The organism is Kitasatospora sp. NPDC015121 (assembly GCF_055562955.1).
Genome location: NZ_JBVHEH010000016.1, coordinates 176,551 through 194,161 on the forward strand (window position 1 = coordinate 176,551; position 17,611 = coordinate 194,161).

14 protein-coding genes and 1 pseudogene are annotated in these 17,611 nt (G+C 74.8%); 1 reads left to right on the forward strand and 14 read right to left on the reverse strand.

Annotation, left to right across the window (positions count from 1 at the left end; genetic code table 11):
- Positions 1-133: 133 nt before the first annotated feature.
- The 14 genes and pseudogenes from ACZ3J7_RS24960 to ACZ3J7_RS25025 all read right to left on the reverse strand — a co-directional run bounded on the left by ACZ3J7_RS24960 (position 134) and on the right by ACZ3J7_RS25025 (position 16,491).
- The gene (locus ACZ3J7_RS24960; RefSeq protein ID WP_465624869.1) at positions 134-289 is read right to left on the reverse strand and encodes a hypothetical protein; all 156 of its coding nucleotides are present in this window, start codon (positions 287-289) and stop codon (positions 134-136) included.
- 78 nt (positions 290-367) lie between these two features.
- A pseudogene (lysX, locus tag ACZ3J7_RS24965) lies at positions 368-1,951 on the reverse strand (bifunctional lysylphosphatidylglycerol synthetase/lysine--tRNA ligase LysX); the annotation flags it as partial.
- Positions 1,952-1,990: 39 nt separating this feature from the next.
- On the reverse strand, positions 1,991-3,721 hold the full coding sequence (locus ACZ3J7_RS24970) for a hypothetical protein (protein WP_465624871.1): 1,731 nt from the start codon (positions 3,719-3,721) through the stop codon (positions 1,991-1,993).
- An 83-nt stretch (positions 3,722-3,804) separates the two neighbouring features.
- Positions 3,805-5,643 (reverse strand): hypothetical protein, encoded by a 1,839-nt coding sequence (locus ACZ3J7_RS24975; protein WP_465624873.1) that lies wholly within the window; start codon positions 5,641-5,643, stop codon positions 3,805-3,807.
- A 240-nt stretch (positions 5,644-5,883) separates the two neighbouring features.
- Entirely contained in the window at positions 5,884-7,539 is a 1,656-nt protein-coding gene (locus tag ACZ3J7_RS24980; RefSeq protein WP_465624875.1) for a hypothetical protein, read from the reverse strand.
- A 189-nt stretch (positions 7,540-7,728) separates the two neighbouring features.
- Complete coding sequence (locus tag ACZ3J7_RS24985; RefSeq protein WP_465624877.1) at positions 7,729-8,427, reverse strand: hypothetical protein; 699 nt, start codon at positions 8,425-8,427, stop codon at positions 7,729-7,731.
- Positions 8,428-8,589: 162 nt separating this feature from the next.
- Positions 8,590-9,387 carry a type III pantothenate kinase gene (locus tag ACZ3J7_RS24990; protein ID WP_014136518.1) on the reverse strand — a complete coding sequence of 266 codons (798 nt, stop codon included), beginning with the start codon at positions 9,385-9,387 and terminating at the stop codon, positions 8,590-8,592.
- 23 nt (positions 9,388-9,410) lie between these two features.
- A complete protein-coding gene (nadC, locus tag ACZ3J7_RS24995; protein WP_465624879.1) occupies positions 9,411-10,382 on the reverse strand; it encodes a carboxylating nicotinate-nucleotide diphosphorylase in 972 nt (323 codons plus the stop codon).
- Between the two features lie 52 nt (positions 10,383-10,434).
- On the reverse strand, positions 10,435-12,048 hold the full coding sequence (locus ACZ3J7_RS25000; RefSeq protein ID WP_465624881.1) for an L-aspartate oxidase: 1,614 nt from the start codon (positions 12,046-12,048) through the stop codon (positions 10,435-10,437).
- Positions 12,049-12,064: 16 nt separating this feature from the next.
- Positions 12,065-12,514 carry an aspartate 1-decarboxylase gene (panD, locus tag ACZ3J7_RS25005; RefSeq protein ID WP_465624883.1) on the reverse strand — a complete coding sequence of 150 codons (450 nt, stop codon included), beginning with the start codon at positions 12,512-12,514 and terminating at the stop codon, positions 12,065-12,067.
- A gap of 97 nt (positions 12,515-12,611) precedes the next feature.
- Entirely contained in the window at positions 12,612-13,517 is a 906-nt protein-coding gene (gene panC / locus ACZ3J7_RS25010; RefSeq protein ID WP_465624885.1) for a pantoate--beta-alanine ligase, read from the reverse strand.
- Positions 13,517-14,431 (reverse strand): Rossmann-like and DUF2520 domain-containing protein, encoded by a 915-nt coding sequence (locus tag ACZ3J7_RS25015; protein ID WP_465624886.1) that lies wholly within the window; start codon positions 14,429-14,431, stop codon positions 13,517-13,519. The genes panC and ACZ3J7_RS25015 overlap by 1 nt, the downstream gene beginning before the upstream one ends.
- 125 nt (positions 14,432-14,556) lie before the next feature.
- Positions 14,557-15,246 carry a response regulator gene (locus ACZ3J7_RS25020; RefSeq protein ID WP_465624887.1) on the reverse strand — a complete coding sequence of 230 codons (690 nt, stop codon included), beginning with the start codon at positions 15,244-15,246 and terminating at the stop codon, positions 14,557-14,559.
- A gap of 33 nt (positions 15,247-15,279) precedes the next feature.
- Entirely contained in the window at positions 15,280-16,491 is a 1,212-nt protein-coding gene (locus tag ACZ3J7_RS25025; protein WP_465624889.1) for a sensor histidine kinase, read from the reverse strand.
- Positions 16,492-16,596: 105 nt separating this feature from the next.
- On the opposite strand from ACZ3J7_RS25025, the gene ACZ3J7_RS25030 reads away from it, so the two are divergent.
- The gene (locus ACZ3J7_RS25030; protein WP_465624891.1) at positions 16,597-17,607 is read left to right on the forward strand and encodes an SAM-dependent methyltransferase; all 1,011 of its coding nucleotides are present in this window, start codon (positions 16,597-16,599) and stop codon (positions 17,605-17,607) included.
- Positions 17,608-17,611: the final 4 nt, after the last annotated feature.

The following is a 17,611-nucleotide window of genomic DNA, read 5'->3' on the forward strand; positions in this document are numbered from 1 at the left end:
GCGGTGCGCCCGGGGCGCCCCCCCTCGTGGCCCTCTCCCCCCCCCCCCCCCCCCCCACCCCCCCCCCCCCCCCCCGCCGGGGGGGGGGGGGCGCCGGGGGGGGGGGGCCCCCCCCCCCCCGCCGCGGGTACCGCTACTCGGGGGTGGAGGAGCGCGCCGCCAGGGCCTCGGCCGCGGCGTCCTCCTTCGCCTTCTGGGCGCCGCCCTGGCTGCGGATGATGGCCCGCACCAGGAAGGCGAAACCGATCGCCATCACCAGCGGCGGGACGATCGCGCTGACGTAGTCCATCGCCTACTCCTCGGTGTCGTCGGCCGCCGGGGCGGCGGCCTGCTCGGTCCTGGCGTCGCCCTTGGCGGCCTTCTCCGGCTTCACCAGCGGGAAGAGCACCGTCTCGCGGATGTTCTTGCCGGTGAGCAGCATGATCAGGCGGTCCACGCCGAGCCCGAGGCCGCCGGTGGGCGGCATCGCGTACTCCAGGGCGCGCAGGAAGTCCTCGTCCAGCTGCATCGCCTCGACGTCGCCGCCGGCCGCCAGCAGGGACTGCGCGGTCAGCCGGGCGCGCTGCTCGACCGGGTCGATCAGCTCGGAGTAGGCGGTGCCGATCTCGGTGCCGAAGATGACCAGGTCCCACTTCTCGGCCACGCCCTCGACCGAGCGGTGCTGCCGGGTCAGCGGGGAGACCGAGGTCGGGTAGTCCTTGATGAAGGTCGGCTTGATCGCGTGGTGCTCCAGCAGGCGCTCGACCAGCTCCAGGACGATCTGGCCGTGGTCCCACTTCGGGTCCAGGTACTCGCCCAGGCCGGCCTTCCCGGCCAGCTCGCGCAGCTCCTGCTCGGTGGTGGCGGGGGTGACCTCGGTGCCCAGGTGGGCGGAGATGCCGGGGTAGACCGAGACCTCCTGCCAGGGCTCGGCCAGGTCGATCTCGTGCTCGGCGCCGTCCGGGCCGACGCCCCTGACCACGGTGGTGCCCAGCGCGTCCCGGGCGGCGTTGACGATGATCGCCCGGATCAGCTCGGCCTGGGTGTCGTAGTCGCCGTACGCCTCGTACGACTCCAGGGCGGTGAACTCCGGGTTGTGGGTCGCGTCGGCGCCCTCGTTGCGGAAGTTCCGGTTGATCTCGAAGACCTTCTCGGCGCCGCCGACCACCAGGCGCTTGAGGTACAGCTCGGTGGCGATGCGCAGGTACAGCTCGATGTCGTACGCGTTGATGTGGGTCTTGAACGGGCGGGCGTTGGCCCCGCCGTGGATCGGCTGGAGCATCGGGGTCTCGACCTCCAGGTAGCCGCGGTCCTCGTAGGTGCGGCGGATCGAGCGGATCACCTTGGTGCGCAGCTGCAGCATCTCGCGCGCCTCGGGGTTCACGATCAGGTCCACGTAGCGCTGGCGGACCCGGGCCTCCGGGTCGCTCAGGCCCTTGTGCTTGTCCGGCAGCGGGCGCAGGCACTTGGCGGTGAGCTCCCAGCGGTCGACCATCACGCTGAGCTCGCCGCGCTTGGAGGTGATCACCTCGCCCTCGACGCCGACCTGGTCGCCCAGGTCGATGTCGCCCTTCCAGGCGGCCAGCCGCTCGGCGCCCAGCTTGTCCAGGGAGAGCATCACCTGGAGGTCGCCGGAGCCGTCGCGCAGGGTGGCGAAGCAGAGCTTGCCGCCGGTGCGGGCCAGGACCACCCGGCCGGTGATGCCGACCCGCTCGCCGGTGGCGGTGTCCGGGGCCAGGTCGGGGTGCTTGTCGCGCAGGTCGGCGATGGTGGTGGTGCGGGGGAAACCGACCGGGTACGGGTCGATGCCGGCCGCCCGGAGCCGGTCCAGCTTCTCGCGCCGGACGCGCATCTGCTCGGGAAGGTCGTCGGTCGCGGGGAGAGTGCTCTGATCGCTCACCCCACCAGGGTAGCCAGGCGCACGGGGCGCTCCGGCACGGGCTGCCGGGCGCCGCGCGCGGGCCGGGGCACCGGCCGCCCGGGGTGGGCGGCCGGTGCCCCGGCGGGGGCGTCAGTGTTGCCGCGCGCCGCGGCGGCGGGCGACAGCCAGGATGGTGCCGCCGCCGAGCACCACGGCGCCGATGCCCAGGCCGAGCATGGTGCCGGTGCCCTCGCCGCCGCCGGTGGAGGCCAGGTCGCCGCCGGTCGTGCCGCCCGCGGTGGAGCCGGTCGGGCCGGGGGCCGGGCTGCTCGGGGCGGCGGAGGCGCTGGAGCCGCCCGGGCCGCCGGTGGTGGAGCCGCTGGTCGAGCCGCCGCCGGTGGAGCCGGTGCCGCCCGTGCCGCCGGTGCCGCCGCCGGGCTTGGTGGTCGGCGCGGCGGTGGCGGCGGTGGTGCCCAGGGCCACCAGGGCCGTGTTGTCGGCGTTCGCGCTGTCGAACTTCAGCGGGAGGACGGTGTTCTCGTACCCGCCCACGGTGGTGGTCACCGCGAGGGCGGCCTTCGGGGCGGAGGCCGGGTCGGCGACCGCGAGCGGCAGGGCGAAGGTCTGCTCGGTCCCGTTGCCGACGTGGGCCGTGGTGGCGCAGACCACCACGTTCGGCCGCTCCTCGCGGGTGCCGCAGCCGTCCGGCAGCTTGCCGTCGACGGTGACCCCGGAGGGCAGCGTCACCAGCACGTCGGCGATCGGCTCGCCGCTGCGCGCGTAGTCGACCGAGGCCGGGCCGTTGTTGCGCACGCCGGCCTTCAGGACGCCCGTCCGCCCGCCGGCGGACGGGGTCCAGGTGCCGAGCACGGCGAAGTCCGCGACGCTGTCGACCTGGTACGAAACGATCACGGACTCGCGCGACGGGCCGGTCAGGTTCGGCGGGCCGGGCTTGGCGCCGGGGGTCTCCGGCACGCCCTGGAGGGTCAGCCGCTCGCCGGTGCCGGAGGCCGGGGCGAAGGTGTAGCTCCGCTTCAGGTAGGTGAGGGTGTCGGCCTCGGGCAGGGCGTAGAAGTCGATGTCCGGGTAGAGCGCGTCGGCGGCCACCTTGAACTCGAGCGGGTTGACGGTGACCCGCTGGCCCGGCCGCACCGAGGTGTCGATGGTGCAGATGGCGGCGGAGGTGGCCCGGAAGTACGGGTCGTCGTAGCCGGTGGGGGTGCCGTACGAGCAGTTGGCGTACTTCTTCTCGAAGCTCAGCCCGGGCGAGAGCTGGGCGGCGACCACCAGCTGACCGCTCTCCAGCGTGCCGTTGTTGGTGATCTCCAGGGACTGCTTGAGGACCGAGCCGGGCTTGCCGCCGGGCTGCGGGGAGTTGTCGAGGCCCTCGGGGAACTCCAGCCGGGGGCCGCCGGCGTAGACCGCGACGTCGACGGCCTGCGGTGCCGCGCCCTTCCAGGACCGCGAGATCCGCAGGTGTCCGGCGGTGTTCGCCGGGGCGCCCTTGAGCGCGGTCAGCGTCGGCTGGAGCTGCATCCCGAAGTCGGAGTGGCCGGGGACCGGGTAGCGCCGGTAGGTGCAGGTGACGACCTGCCCGGCGGTGGCGCAGTTGTGGCTGGTGGCGGCCTCGGCGGTGAACGAGGCGATGCCGGCCAGGCCGGTGGTGTCGTAGGTGACGACCAGGTCGCCCTCGCTGGTGGTGGTGCCGCGGACGTCGACGATCAGCGTCGTGCCGTCGGCCTTGTCGGTGGGCAGTGAGATCGCCGGCACGACGTCCAGGTCGACCTGCTCGGCGGCCCGGGCGGGGCCGGCGAAGGCGCCGAGGGCGAGGGCGGTGAGCGCCGCGGACGCGGCGAGCGCCCGGGAACGGGGGTGGGGCATGGGATTCCTCGGAACTGGTGGGAGAGACGGCTCCCCCGGCGCCCGTGCGGGCACCGGGGGAGCCGCGGGGTCTGTCGGCGGCCCTACTGGTGCGCTCCGGCCCTGCGGCGGCGGCCGACCAGCACCAGCCCGCCGCCGAGGGCGGCCACGGCCGCGCCGGCGGCCGCGGTGACGCCGAGTCCGGAGGCGCCGGTGAAGGCCAGGCCGCCACCGGGGTACGAGCCCTGGACGGTGGTCACCGGGGTGGTGCCGGCCGTGGACGTCGACGGCTCCGGGCTCGCCGACGGGCCGGCGGAGTCACCGGCGCTCGCGGAGGCGCTCGCGCTGGGCGTGGCGCTGTCGGACGGGTCGGCGCTCGGGGAGGCCGAAGCGCTCGCCGAAGCGCTGGCCGAGGCGCTCGCCGAAGCGCTGGCGGAGGCGCTGGCCGACGGGGACGGCTCGGTACCGGTGCGGGTGAGCGGCACGTTGATCCGGTTGTTCGGGTAGTACTGGTCGAACGTGACCGGGGTGTCGAAGTCGTCGCCGGCGCTGCTCCGGTCGGTCAGGACCACGCCCACGGTGTTCGTCAGCGGCAGCGTCGGGTCGTCGAACGTCAGCTTCACGTCGAAGGACACCTCGCCGCCGTTGCCCGAGACCCACGGGCCGGTGTCGCAGACCACCGTGTTGCGGTCGGACACCATCCAGCAGCCCTCGGGCAGCGGCTTGACGGCGGTGGTGTTCCCGTTGAGCCGGATCAGGATGCTGGCGACGTGCTGGTTGGTGAGCACGTAGCCGACCGAGCCCGGCCCGGTGTTGCGGATCTTGGCGGTCAGGGTGCCCCCGGACCCGTCACCGGTCGGAGCCCAGCTGGCGACCGGGATGAACTCCGCGGTGGTGTCGAGGTTGTAGTCCCGGGTCGTCCACTCGTGGCGTTCCTCCTCGTCGGAGTACGCGATGTTCGGCGGCCCGGGCTCGGTGCTCTCCTCCTCCTGGAGGCCCGCGGTGTAGCGGGGGCCGGTGCCGGAGGCGGGCGTGAAGTCGTACAGGTCGCGCACCCGGAGGCGGGCGGCCGCCTCGTTGGCCGCGGCGACGAACTCCATGCTGGTGTGGACGACGTCGGTGCCGAAGCCGAGCGTCATCGGGTCGAGCGTGACGGTCTCGCCGGGTTTGACCGAGGTGTTGATGGTGCAGATGGCGGCGCCGGTGCCCCGGTAGGGCAGCGAGCCCTTGTAGGTGCCGTACGAGCAGTTGGCGAACCGCTGGGTGAAGTCCAGGCCGGGCGAGCTCACGATGCCCATCACCAGCCGGCCGCTCGGCATGCTGCCCTTGTTGACGACCTTCAGCTTCTGCGTGATGGATGAGCCGGGCACCAGGCGGCCGTTCACCGGGGGGACCGACGTGACCGTCGGGGTGGCGGTGACCTCCAGCCGGGGCCCGCCGGCGTACACCGGGACGTCGGTGGTGACGGACGAGCCGCCCTTCCAGGTCCGGGTGATCCTCAGGTGGCCGGCCTGGCCCTGCGGGGCGCCGACGACGGGGGTCAGTCCGACCGTGGTCTGGTAGGTGAAGCCCGTGCCGTCCGCGGCCTGGTGGCCGGTGCAGACGTACTGCTCGCCCTGCTGGACGCAGGTGTGCGGGAAGGTGCCGTAGGCCGGGCCGCCGCCCCGGAAGGTCGCGATGCCGGCCAGGCCGCTGGTGTCGTACGTGACGACGAAGTCGCCCGCGCCGGTGACCTTGGCCTGGAAGGCCACGTTCAGTGCGCGTGAGTTCCGGTGGTCGACGTCGGCCGGATCGCCCTGGGGCAGGGTGATGCCCGGGGCGATCTTCGCGGTGATCTCGTCCGCGGCGTGCGCCGGGACGGTGGTGACAAGTGCCAGGACCGCGGCTGCGGCGGTCAGCGGAGCGCCGACGGCCGCCGCGCGCGTGATACGCGAAATCCCCACGTTGATCCTTCGATCTTTCGGATGCGATCGAGCCAGACCATAGGGGCACGACGGGACGTCAAGGGGGTTGATAAACCGGACAGTTCGGGATCCGTTCGACCTATCGTTCGAAGGTGTTGCGGAATCTTTACCAAAGGCTTCTCCGCGAGCGGCTCACAATGTCGACACATCTCTTGTGTGGGGAGAAACCGCTGCCCGACCCCGCGAACGGGGCCGGGCAGGGGTCGGTCGGACGGTGCGTCAGCGGTGCGCGCCGCGGCGGCGGGCGACCAGCAGGATGGTGCCGCCGCCGAGCACCACGGCGCCGATGCCCAGGGCCAGCGTGGTGCCGGTGCCCTGACCGCCGCCGGTGGAGGCCAGGCTGCCGCCCCCGGTGCTGCTGCCGCCGCCGGTGCTGCCGCCGTCCGTGCGGCTCGGGCTCGCGGTGGCGGAGGACGGCGCGGCCGAGGCGCTCGGGGCGGTCGAGGCCGTCGGGTCGGAGCCGCCGGGCTGCCCGCCGGTGCTGCTCGGGCTCGGCTGCGCGGACGGCGTGCCGGTGGAGGTCTCGCCACCGAGGGCGACGGTCACCGAGTCGTTGGCCTTGTTCGGGTCCCACCGCCGGTCGATCTCCGTCTGGTGGCCGCCGACGGTCAGCAGCCGCGCCGAGGCGGTGAGGTGCGCGGCCGGGTCGGCCCGGAGGACGAAGTCGAAGGCGCCCCGGTAGCCGTTGCGGATGGAGAGCCCGGTGTCGCACGAGTAGTGGTCGGTCCCCTCCCAGACGCCTTCGCGGGTGCAGCCGTCCGGCTTCCGCAGCACCGCGGCCTCCGGGGGCAGTGCCACGCGCACCAGGGCCGGCGAGGTGCCGGCGTGCGAGAAGATCGACGCCGGGCCGTTGTTGGCCAGGCCGACGGTCAGCTTGCCCTGCTGCTCGCCCGCCTCGGGGGCCCAGCTGCCGAAGGCGGCGAAGTCGGCGGTGTTCTCGATGTTCCCGCTCAGGCTCGTGCTGTTGGAGCGCCCGTAGTCGATCACCCCGTTCGGGGTGCCGCCCTCCGGCTTGTCGACGAGGGTCAGCCGGGGGCCGGAGGCCGGGCCCGGGGTGAGGGGGACGCCCTCGACGCCCGGCTCGGTCGCGGTCACGGTGATCCGCTCGGTCCCGCCGTAGGCGTCGGCCTCGGCCTTGAACGCGATCGGGGAGAGCTTCGCCGTCTCGCCGGCCCCGACCGCCGAGGGGACGGCGCAGACCACCACGGGGCCGCTCGGGCCGGTGCCGTACCGGCAGTTGGAGAACTGCGGCAGGAAGGTGAGCCCTTCCCCGCCGGTGAAGGTGAGGTGGACCTGGGAGGCGGCGAGCTGGCCCCGGTTGGTCACCTTGAGCTCCGGCGTGAAGGTGTCGCCGGGCTTGGTGCCGTCGGGGACGCGGGCCGCCTCGACGACGAGGTTGCTGCCGCCGAGGGTCACCTTGGTGTCGGAGGTGGCGGTCGCGCCGCCGAACGTCGCGGTGGTGCGCAGGACGGCGCTGCTGCCCGCGGGCTGGGCGGCGGAGGGGCCGTACAGGTCGAGCTCCAGGGACAGCCGGCCCTTGGACATCGGCAGCGTCTCGCAGGTCAGCACCTGCGAGACGATCGAGCAGCCGGAGGGCCGGGCGACCGAGGCGATGCCCTGGAGCGGGGCCAGGTCCACGGTGATCCGGCCGGTGGTGGCGTCCGGGGCCCCGGTGAGCGAGAGGTTCAGCTTCACCGCGGTGGAGTACGGGTCGCGGTCCGGGCCCTGCGAGGCCGGGTCGACGGCGACGGCGCCGGGGGCCTCGATCGTCAACGTGCTGGAGACGGCGTGCGCGGCCGGGGCCGCGGCACCGCCCAGGGCGAGCGCCGCCAGAGTGGTGGCGAGCCCGAGCGAACGGGAGCGCGGGATGCGCATCTTCCCCCCAAGAAGTTCCGTGCACGGTGTGTGCAGAGCGAACGATAGGGGGCGGATCCGGCCGCCCGGCGAATCGGAACCGGACACTTCGGGGCAGGGCCGTTCGTATCGGGTCGACGTCTTTACCGAAACGTTGGCAAAACCCCTGAGCCCCCTCCGGGGGGAGGGGGCTCAGGGGTTGACGGGGCGTCAGCCGCCGGTTCCGGTGGCGAGTTCCGGGCGGTTTTCGTCGTCCGGCGGGTCCTGGTGGGGGGTCGGGCGGGAGCGGCGGCCGAAGAGTTCGGCGGGGGTGGGCATCCGGCGCGGGCGGGGCCGGTCGGCCGGGTGCGGGGGGTGCTGGTCGCTCATCGGGAACCGTCCTCCAACAGTGATGGCGGGCTGGGGTTCGGACGCCGGGTTCGGCACCGCGGCGAGGTGCCGCTGTCCGGAGCCCAGCGAGAGCCGTTCGCGGACTTCCGCCTCGGCGAGCGCGTGGCAGCGCCCGGCGAGCCGGGAACGGCGGGCCTGTTCGTGCGGGCCGCACGGCTGGCGGGACAGCGAGCGCAGCGCCGACAGGTCGTCGGCGGTGGGCAGGTAGCCGTCGGTGACGGCCTCCTCCAGGCGGTCCAGGTAGCCCGCCGCGCTGCCGGGCAGCGCGGACCGGTAGCGGGTCAGGTCGGTGAGCATGAAGGCGCGCAGCCGACCGCCCTCCTGGACCGCCTCGTCGATGGCCTCGGTCAGTCGAAGCGCGTCCTGGACGTCCTCGGCCCACAGCTCGCCCGCCGGGGCGGGGGCCGGGAGCCGGTCGGGGACGGCCGGGTAGAGGGCTTGGGCGAGGACACGGCGCAGCACCCGGACTTCGTCGGCGCTGAAGGCCATGCCGCCGCGCGATCCGTGTGGCGTTGGCATGGGTCGACAGTACGTGGCGTACGTCCGACTTATGACGATTGAGGACGTGTTTGTCCCGATTGGCCTATGAGATGGTGCATCCGGCTCCGACCTGCGGTGGGGGTGCGCGACGGGCCCCGGACCCCCTGGTCGAGGGGGCCGGGGCCCGGGGCCGGCGGGGGGTCAGGCGGCCGTGGCCGGGCGGTTGCGCTCGAAGATCAGGCGCAGGCCGATCAGGGTCAGCCAGGGCTCGTGCACGTCGATCGAGTCGGCCTCGCCGAGGACCAGCGGGGCCAGGCCGCCGGTGGCGATCACCTGGACGTCGTTCGGGTCCTTGGCGAGCTCCTTGGCCATCCGGTTGACCAGCCCGTCGACCTGCCCGGCGAAGCCGTACAGGATGCCGGACTGCATGCCCTCGACGGTGTTCTTGCCGATCACGTTGCGCGGGCGGGCCAGCTCGATCTTGCGGAGCATCGCGGTGCGGCCGCCCAGGGCGTCGACCGAGATCTCGATGCCCGGGGCGATCGCGCCGCCCACGTAGTCGCCGCGCGCGTTGATCGCGTCGAAGGTCGTCGCGGTGCCGAAGTCGACCACGATGCACGGGCCGCCGTAGAGGTGGTTGGCGGCCAGCGCGTTCACGATCCGGTCCGCGCCGACCTCCTTCGGGTTGTCCATCAGCACGTGCACGCCGGTCTTCACGCCCGGCTCGACGATCACCGCCGGCACGTCGCCGTAGTAGCGGCGGGTCACCTCGCGCAGCTCGTGCAGCACCGCCGGGACGGACGAGCAGATCGCCAGGCCGGCCACCCGGTCGTCCGCCGAGACGATCGGGTGGGCGCCCATCAACCCCTGGAGCAGGACCGCGAGTTCGTCCGCGGTGCGGCGCGGGTCGGTGGAGATCCGCCAGTGCTCGACGATCTCCTCGCCGTCGAACAGGCCGAGCGTGGTCTGGGTGTTGCCGACGTCGATGGTGAGGAGCATGGGGCGCTTTCTGCTTGGAGGGGTCAGGAGCTGCGGAGGTCCAGGCCGATGTCCAGGATCGGCGCGGAGTGCGTCAGGGCGCCGACGGCCAGGAAGTCGACACCAGTCTCGGCGACCTCGCGCGCGGTGGCCAGGGTCAGCCCGCCGGAGGCCTCCAGCTTGGCCCGGCCGGCCACCAGGGCGACCGCCTCGCGCAGCTGCTCGGTGGAGAAGTTGTCCAGCAGGACGAGGTCCGCGCCGGCCTCCAGGACGGGGGCGATCTGCTCGATCGTGTCGACCTCGACCTCGATCGGCAGCTCCGGGAAGGCCTCCCGGACGGCGGTGAACGCCTCCGCGACGCCGCCCGCGGCGACCACGTGGTTGTCCTTCACCAGCGCCGCGTCCGACAGCGCCATCCGGTGGTTGGCGCCGCCGCCGGCCCGGACCGCGAACTTCTCCAGCGCGCGCAGGCCCGGGGTGGTCTTGCGGGTGTCGCGGACCACCGCGCCGGTGCCCTCCAGGGCGTCCGCCCAGGCGCGGGTCGCGGTCGCGATGCCGGACAGGTGGCAGAGCAGGTTCAGCGCGGAGCGCTCGGCGGTGAGCAGGTCGCGGGTGCGGCTGCGCACCGAGAGCAGCACCTGGCCGGGGGCGACCCGCTCGCCGTCCTCGACGTGCCGCTCGACCTCGAACTCCTCCTCGCAGACCAGCGAGACGACGGCCTCCGCCACCCGCAGCCCGGCCACCACGCCCGCCTGGCGGGCGGTGAAGTCCGCGGTCGCCACGGCCTCGGCCGGGACGGTCGCCACCGAGGTGACGTCCTCGCCGCCGGCCAGGTCCTCGGACAGGGCCATCATCGCCACGTCCTCGACCTCGACCGGGTCGAGCCCGGCCTCCTCCAGCAGCGCGGCGAGCGCCGGGTCGAGCCCGGTCTCGTACTCCTCGCCCTCCCCGCACGCGCAGCCGTCGCCGCAGCCGCCGGACTCGGTGGACAGGAGGGGCAGTTCGGAGTGGGACATGGTGGCTGGGCTCCAGGTTTCGGCGGGGCGGGACGGGACGGGGCGGGTGACGTCAGTCGGCGAGCGGGTGGACGACGTGGCGGTGCCAGTGGACGTCGTCGCGGTCGGGGAAGTCCTCGCGCCAGTGGCAGCCGCGGGTCTCCTGGCGGAGGGCGGCGGAGGTGGTCAGGGCGGTGGCGACCTGGTGCAGGTTGGTGGCCTCCCAGGTCTCCACGGACGGGGCGGCGCCGTCGGCCGGGTCGGCCAGTTCGGCCAGGCCCTTGGCGGTGGCGGCCAGCGAGTCCGCGGAGCGGAGCACGCCCGCGCCGGCCGACATCAGCTGCTGGATCTCGCCGCGGGCCCCGGCGGGCAGCAGCGGGACGGGCGTGGCGGCCTGCGCGGCACCGATGTTGACGGTGCGGGCCGGGAGCCGGCCGGCGGCGTTCAGCGCGGCCAGGTCGGCGGCGATCCGCTCGGCGAAGACCAGGCCCTCCAGCAGCGAGTTGGAGGCCAGCCGGTTGGCGCCGTGCACGCCGGTGCAGGCGACCTCGCCGCAGGCGTACAGGCCCGGGACGGTGGTGCGGCCGTGCAGGTCGGTGCGGACGCCGCCGGAGGCGTGGTGGGCGGCCGGGGAGACCGGGATCGGCTCCTGGACCGGGTCGATGCCGTGCGCCCGGCAGGCGGCCAGGATGGTGGGGAAGCGGTGCTCCCACATCGCGGCGCCGAAGTGCCGCCCGTCCAGGTACATGTGGCGGGTGCCCTGGGCGTGCATCCGGCGGATGATCGCCTTGGCGACGATGTCGCGCGGGGCGAGCTCGGCCAGTTCGTGCTGGCCGACCATGAAGCGGACGCCGTCCGCGTCGACCAGGTGGGCGCCCTCGCCGCGGACCGCCTCGGAGACCAGCGGCTGCTGGCCCTGCGCGTCCGGGCCGAGGAACAGCACGGTCGGGTGGAACTGGACGAACTCCAGGTCGGTGACCTCGGCGCCGGCCCGCAGGGCGAGCGCGACGCCGTCGCCGGTGGAGACCGCCGGGTTGGTGGTGGCCGAGAAGACCTGGCCCATGCCGCCGGTGGCCAGCACCACGGCCCGGGCCAGGATCGCGCCGACGCCGTCGCGCTGGCCCTCGCCCATCACGTGCAGGGTGACGCCGGAGGCGTGGCCGTCGGCGTCGGTGAGCAGGTCCAGCACGAGGGCGTGCTCGATCAGCTCCAGGCCCGGGTCGGCCTCGATCGCGGCGACCAGGGCGCGCTCGATCTCGGCGCCGGTGGCGTCGCCGCCGGCGTGCGCGATCCGGCGGCGGTGGTGGCCGCCCTCGCGGGTCAGGACGATCTCGCCGTCCTCGTCGAGGTCGAACTCGGCGCCGGTCTCGATGAGCCGGCGCACCGCGTCCGGCCCCTCGGTGACCAGGGCGCGCACCGCCTCCTCGTCGCACAGTCCGGCACCGGCGACCAGGGTGTCCTGCAGGTGCTGCTCGGGGGTGTCGCCCTCGCCCAGGGCGGCGGCGATGCCGCCCTGGGCCCAGCGGGTGGAGCCCTCGTCCAGCACGGCCTTGGTGACCACCATGGCCCGCAGGCCGGCCTTGCGGGCGTTGAGCGCGACGGTGAGCCCGGCCACGCCGGAGCCGATCACGACCACGTCGGTGCTCGTGGTCCAGCCGGGGGCGGGGGCGGTCAGGCGGTGCGACATGGGTTCAGCTGCTCCTTCAGCGCGCGGCGGCGTCGGCCGCGCCGTTCGCACCACCGTACGCGGCGTCGCCGCGCGCCAGTCCGCTGCCCTCGGGGGCGTCCGCGGGGTCGCCGCCGAGGCCGGTGATCCGGTTGTGCTCGTCGACGAACACCACCTTCGGCAGGTAGGCCTTGGCCTCGGCGGTGTCCATCTGCCCGTAGGCGATCAGGATCACCAGGTCGCCGGGGTGGACCAGGCGGGCGGCGGCGCCGTTGATGCCGATGACGCCCGAGCCGCGCGGGCCGGCGATGGTGTAGGTCTCCAGCCGGGCGCCGTTGTTGATGTCGACGATGTGGACCAGCTCGCCGGGGAGCAGGTCCGCGGCGTCGAGCAGGTCCTCGTCGACCGTCACCGAACCCACGTAGTGCAGGTCGGCCTGGGTGACGGTGGCACGGTGGATCTTGGACTTGAGCATGGTGCGGAACATGGGTCACGCCTCCTGTGAGTGCATGCCTGGTGGTGCGTACCGGGATGGGGCGGGGCGGTCGGGGCCTCGGGAGGTCGACCGCCCCCGGGTGTCCGGGCTAGCGGACGATGACGCTCACGTTGTCGATCAGCCGGGTCGAGCCGACCCGGGCCGCGACGGCGAGCACCGCCTCGCCCTGGAAGTCGTCCGGCGCCTCGGTGAAGGACAGCGGATCGACCAGGGCCAGGTAGTCGGGGGAGACGCCGTCCGCGCCGTCGAGCACGGCGGCGGCCGCCTCGCGGACGGCCTTCGGGCCCCGGGCGCCGGCGTCCCGGCCGGCGAACAGGGCGCGGGAGAGGGCGAGCGCCTGGACGCGCTCGGCCTCGGAGAGGAAGCGGTTGCGGGAGGACAGCGCCAGGCCGTCCTCCTCGCGGACGGTCGGGACGCCCACGACCTCCACGTCGAAGTCCAGGTCGGCGACCATCCGGCGGACGAGCGCCAGCTGCTGGGCGTCCTTCTCGCCGAACACCGCGAAGTCCGGGTCGGTGATGTGCAGCAGCTTGGCGACGACGGTCAGCACGCCGTCGAAGTGGCCCGGGCGGGCGGCGCCCTCGAAGCCCGCGCCCATCGGGCCGGCCGAGAGCCGCACCAGCGGCTCGCCGTTCGGGTACACCTCGTCCACGGACGGGGCGAACACCACGTCCGCGCCCATCTCCTCGGCGAGCGCGAGGTCCGCGTCCAGGGTGCGCGGGTAGCGGTCCAGGTCCTCGCCCGCGCCGAACTGCAGCGGGTTGACGAAGACCGTCACGGCCACCCGGCCGTCCTTGCCGACCTGGCGGCGGGCCTCCCGGACCAGCGCCGCGTGGCCCTCGTGCAGCGCGCCCATGGTCATCACCACGGCGTTGTCCACCGGCTGCTCGTCCGGCCAGAACGCGGCCTCGAACTCCTCCACGGTGCGGGTGAGCACCGCCTTGTGGACCTTCGCCGCCTTCGGGGCCTTCGCCGGGCGCCTGTCGCGTGCCATCAGTGCTTCTCCTCGTTCAGTACGTCCAGCAGCGCCGCCGCCGGTTCCGGCTTCAACGTGCCGTTGGCCACCGCGCGCTGCGCGGTGGCCCTCGCCATCGCCCGGTACGCCTGGCCGATGTCCGGGGTCACCGTAGCGAGTCGGTCCAGGTGCTTGCGCACCGTACCGACGTCGCCCCGGGCCACCGGGCCGGTCAGCGCGAGGTCGCCCGAGCGCAGGGCGTTGTCCAGGGCCGCGCCCAGCAGCGGGCCGAGCAGCTGGCCGGGCTCCGGGACGCCGGCCGTGCGCAGCAGCTCCATCGCCTGCGCGACCAGCGTGACCAGGTGGTTCGCGCCGTGGGCGAGCGCCGTGTGGTAGAGCGGCCGGACCTCCTCGGGCACCCAGGACGGCTCGCCGCCCATCTCCACCACCAGCGCCTCGGCGACCGGGCGCAGCTCCTGCGGCGCGGTCACCCCGAACGGGCAGCCGGCCAGCCGGGCCACGTCCACCGAGGTGCCGGTGAAGGTCATCGCCGGGTGCAGCGCCAGCGGCAGCGCGCCCACCCGGGTCGCGGGCTCCAGCACGGCCACGCCGTGCGCGCCCGAGGTGTGCACCAGCAGCTGGCCGGGGCGCACGGCGCCGGTCGCGGCCAGCCCCTGCACCAGGTCGGGCAGGGCGTCGTCCGGGACGGTCAGCAGCACCAGGTCGGCGGCGGCCATCACCTGCGGCGGCGTCACCAGCCGCACCCCCGGCAGCAGCGCCTCGGCCCGCCGGCGCGACGCGGCGGAGACGCCCGACGCGGCCACCACGCGGTGGCCCGCGAGCTGCAGGGCGGCGCCCAGGGCGGGGCCGACGCGGCCGGCCCCGAGCACGCCCACGGCGAGTCGGGCCGGGCGGTTACCGGGGTCGGAGGGGTCTCCGAAGTCGGGCAGCACTCTTCCGTTCCAGTCCTCTAGGGGTACCAGACGTACCGGTCAATGGTACGGGCGTTTCCGCCCCGCGCGGACGGGTCGGGGGGAAGGGGGCCGGGGGAAGGGGCCGCGGGCGGGGCCCGCCCCCGTCAGGGGGTCTCGCCGGCCCGGACGAGGCCGTTCTCGTAGGCGAGGACGACGGCCTGGACGCGGTCGCGCAGGCCGAGCTTGGCGAGGATGCGGCCGACGTGGGTCTTCACGGTGGCCTCGGAGAGGACCAGGCGGGCGGCGATCTCGCCGTTGGAGAGGCCCTGGGCGACGAGCAGGAAGACCTCGCGCTCCCGCTCGGTGAGCGGGCCGAGGACGGGGGAGCCGGGGGTGCCGGCGGGGGTGGGCAGCACCTCGGCGAAGCGGTCGATCATGCGGCGGGTGGTGGTGGGCGCGACCACCGCGTCGCCGCCGTGCACGGAGCGGATCGCGGCGACCAGCTCGGTCGGCGGGACGTCCTTGAGCAGGAAGCCGGACGCGCCGGCCTTGAGCGCGGCGAAGGCGTACTCGTCCAGGTCGAAGGTGGTGAGGATGAGCACCCGGGGGGCGTTCTCCACCGGGTTGCCGTGCTCGTCCAGGCAGATCCGGCGGGTGGCCTGGACGCCGTCCATCCTCGGCATCCGGACGTCCATCAGGATCACGTCGACGTCCGCGGTGCGCAGCACCTCGACGGCCTGCTGGCCGTCGCCCGCCTCGGCGGCGATCTCGATGTCGCCCTGCGACTGCAGGACCATCCGGAACCCGGTGCGCAGCAGTTCCTGGTCGTCGACCAGCATCACGCGGATCGGCATTCGGTCGGGTCTCCTTCGTCGGGGCGGGCGGGGTCAGCGGGAGGCTGGGAGCGGGAGGACGGCCCTGATCCGGAAGCCGCCGCCGGGCCGGGGCCCGACGTCGAGGCTGCCGCTGACCATGCCGACGCGTTCGCGCATGCCGATCAGGCCGTGGCCGAGGCCGTCGGCCCCGCCGGTGAGCTGTTCGTGGGTGGAGCCGCGGCCGTCGTCCTCGACCAGGACCTCCAGGTCGCCGTCGCGGAAGTCGACGGAGACCCTGGCCCGGGCGTTCGGGCCGCCGTGCTTGCGGACGTTGGTGAGCGCCTCCTGGACGATCCGGTAGACCGTGAGCTCCAGGCCGCGCGGCAGTTCGCGGACCTCGCCGGTGGCGGCGTACTCGACCTGCAGGCCGGCCGTGCGGACCTGCTCCAGCAGTTCGGGCAGCTCCTCGACGCCGGGCTGCGGCACGTACTCGCCGGCCGTGTCGGCGGTGCGCAGCACGCCCAGCAGGCGGCGCATCTCGGCGAGCGCCTGGCGGCCGGTGGAGGCGATGGTGCCCAGCGCCTCCTTGGCCTGCTGCGGAGAGGAGTCCAGCACGTAGGCGGCGCCGTCGGCCTGGACGATCATCACCGAGACGTTGTGCGCGACCACGTCGTGCAGCTCGCGGGCGATCCGGGCGCGCTCGGCGGCCACCGCGACCTGGGCCTGGGCGTCGCGCTCGCGCTCCAGCCGGGCGGCCCGGTCCTCCAGCTCGACCAGGTAGGCGCGGCGGACCCGGGTCAGCCGGCCCCAGGCCCAGCAGAGCACGAACGGGGTGGTCATCAGGGCGGCCAGGAACACCGCCTTGTAGCCGTCCCCGCGCTGGTCGGGGGGCGTCAGCCGCCACAGCGTCAGCGGGCCGGCCGTCAGGCTCGCCGCCAGCGCCAGCCGGGACGTCCAGGCGTGGCCGAACGCGGCGCCGGTGTAGGCGAAGACCAGGAAGGCGATGCTGGAGGCGCCGGGGTCGACGCGCAGCGCCACCTGGGCGAGGCCGACGGCCACGGCGGCGGCCGTGGTGGCGTCCGGCCAGCGGCGGCGCACCACCATCAGGGCGGGCAGCACGAACGCGACCGCGACGCCGGTGTAGTGCCGCCAGGGCGCCATCGGGTAGTCCGGCATGCCGGTCGACTCGACGGCGGAGAGCACGCCGAGCATCAGGACCAGCAGCGCCCAGCCCGAGTCGACGACCACGGGATGTCGGCGGAGCCAGGCGTTGAGTCGATGCACGCCTCCAAGCCTAGGGAGTCGGAAGGGGCGTTCCGCTCCGCCGCGAGGCCGATCCGGGGCTACTCCCCAGGGTGGAGACCGGGACGCCCGGTAACGTCGTCCGCCATGACATGGATGCGGTGGCGGCCCGCGATCGAACACGCCCTGTACCGGCCGGACGGCGGCTTCTACCGCGGGCCGCAGGGCCCCGCCGGGCACTTCCGCACCTCCGTGCACGCCTCCGCGCTGTTCGCCGGGGCGGTCGCCCGCCTGCTGGCGGGGGTCGACGCGGCGCTCGGCCGCCCGGAGCGGCTGGCCTTCGTCGACGTCGGCGCCGGGCGCGGCGAACTCACCCTGGCGGTGCGCGGGCTGCTGCCCGCCGACCTGCGCGACCGGGTGGACCTGTACGCCGTCGAGCTGGCCGACCGCCCGGCCGGCCTGCCCGCCGACGTCGACTGGCGGCCCGGGGTGCCGGCCGGCGTCCGGGGCCTGCTGTTCGCCAACGAGTGGCTGGACAACGTCCCGCTGGACGTCGCCGAGCGCGGCCCGGACGGCGGGCTGCGGTACGTCGAGGTCGCGCCGGACGGGACCGAGCGGCCCGGCGGGCCGGTGGACCCGGCGGACGCGGCCTGGGCCCGGCGCTGGTGGCCGGACGGCGAGCGGGTCGAGCTGGGCGGGCCGCGGGACGCCGCCTGGGCGGCCGCCGTCGGCGCGCTGGCGGGCGGCCTCGCGGTGGCCGCCGACTACGCGCACACGGCCGGCGCCCGGCCGCCGTTCGGCACCCTGACCGGGTTCCGGGACGGCCGCGCGTGCGCGCCCGTCCCCGACGGCTCGACCGACCTGACCGCGCACGTCGCGCTCGACGCGGCCGCGGCCGCGGTGCCGGCGCACCCGGCGCTGCTCACCACCCAGCGCGCGGCGCTGCGCGCGCTCGGCGTCAGCGGCGCCCGGCCGCCGCTCGCGCTGGCCTCCGCCGACCCGGCGGCGTACCTGCGGGCGCTGTCCGGCGCGGGCGAGGCCGCCGAGCTCACCGACCCGGCCGGGCTGGGCGCGTTCCACTGGCTGGTCCAGGCCGTCCGGATGCCGGTACCGGACGACCTCGCGGGCCTGCCGGGATGGCAGACTCTCCCCTCGTAGAAGG

Bases quoted from the DNA above. Each gene is read 5' to 3' on its own strand.
- ACZ3J7_RS24970 (WP_465624871.1), bottom strand. From the start codon at position 3,721: ATGCCCCACCCCCGTTCCCGGGCGCTCGCCGCGTCCGCGGCGCTCACC.
- panD (WP_465624883.1), bottom strand. From the start codon at position 12,514: ATGTTCCGCACCATGCTCAAGTCCAAGATCCACCGTGCCACCGTCACC.
- ACZ3J7_RS25000 (WP_465624881.1), bottom strand. From the start codon at position 12,048: ATGTCGCACCGCCTGACCGCCCCCGCCCCCGGCTGGACCACGAGCACC.
- ACZ3J7_RS24985 (WP_465624877.1), bottom strand. From the start codon at position 8,427: ATGCCAACGCCACACGGATCGCGCGGCGGCATGGCCTTCAGCGCCGAC.
- ACZ3J7_RS25030 (WP_465624891.1), top strand. From the start codon at position 16,597: ATGACATGGATGCGGTGGCGGCCCGCGATCGAACACGCCCTGTACCGG.
- ACZ3J7_RS25020 (WP_465624887.1), bottom strand. From the start codon at position 15,246: ATGCCGATCCGCGTGATGCTGGTCGACGACCAGGAACTGCTGCGCACC.
- ACZ3J7_RS24960 (WP_465624869.1), bottom strand. From the start codon at position 289: ATGGACTACGTCAGCGCGATCGTCCCGCCGCTGGTGATGGCGATCGGT.
- nadC (WP_465624879.1), bottom strand. From the start codon at position 10,382: ATGTCCCACTCCGAACTGCCCCTCCTGTCCACCGAGTCCGGCGGCTGC.
- panC (WP_465624885.1), bottom strand. From the start codon at position 13,517: ATGGCACGCGACAGGCGCCCGGCGAAGGCCCCGAAGGCGGCGAAGGTC.
- ACZ3J7_RS24980 (WP_465624875.1), bottom strand. From the start codon at position 7,539: ATGCGCATCCCGCGCTCCCGTTCGCTCGGGCTCGCCACCACTCTGGCG.
- ACZ3J7_RS24990 (WP_014136518.1), bottom strand. From the start codon at position 9,387: ATGCTCCTCACCATCGACGTCGGCAACACCCAGACCACGCTCGGCCTG.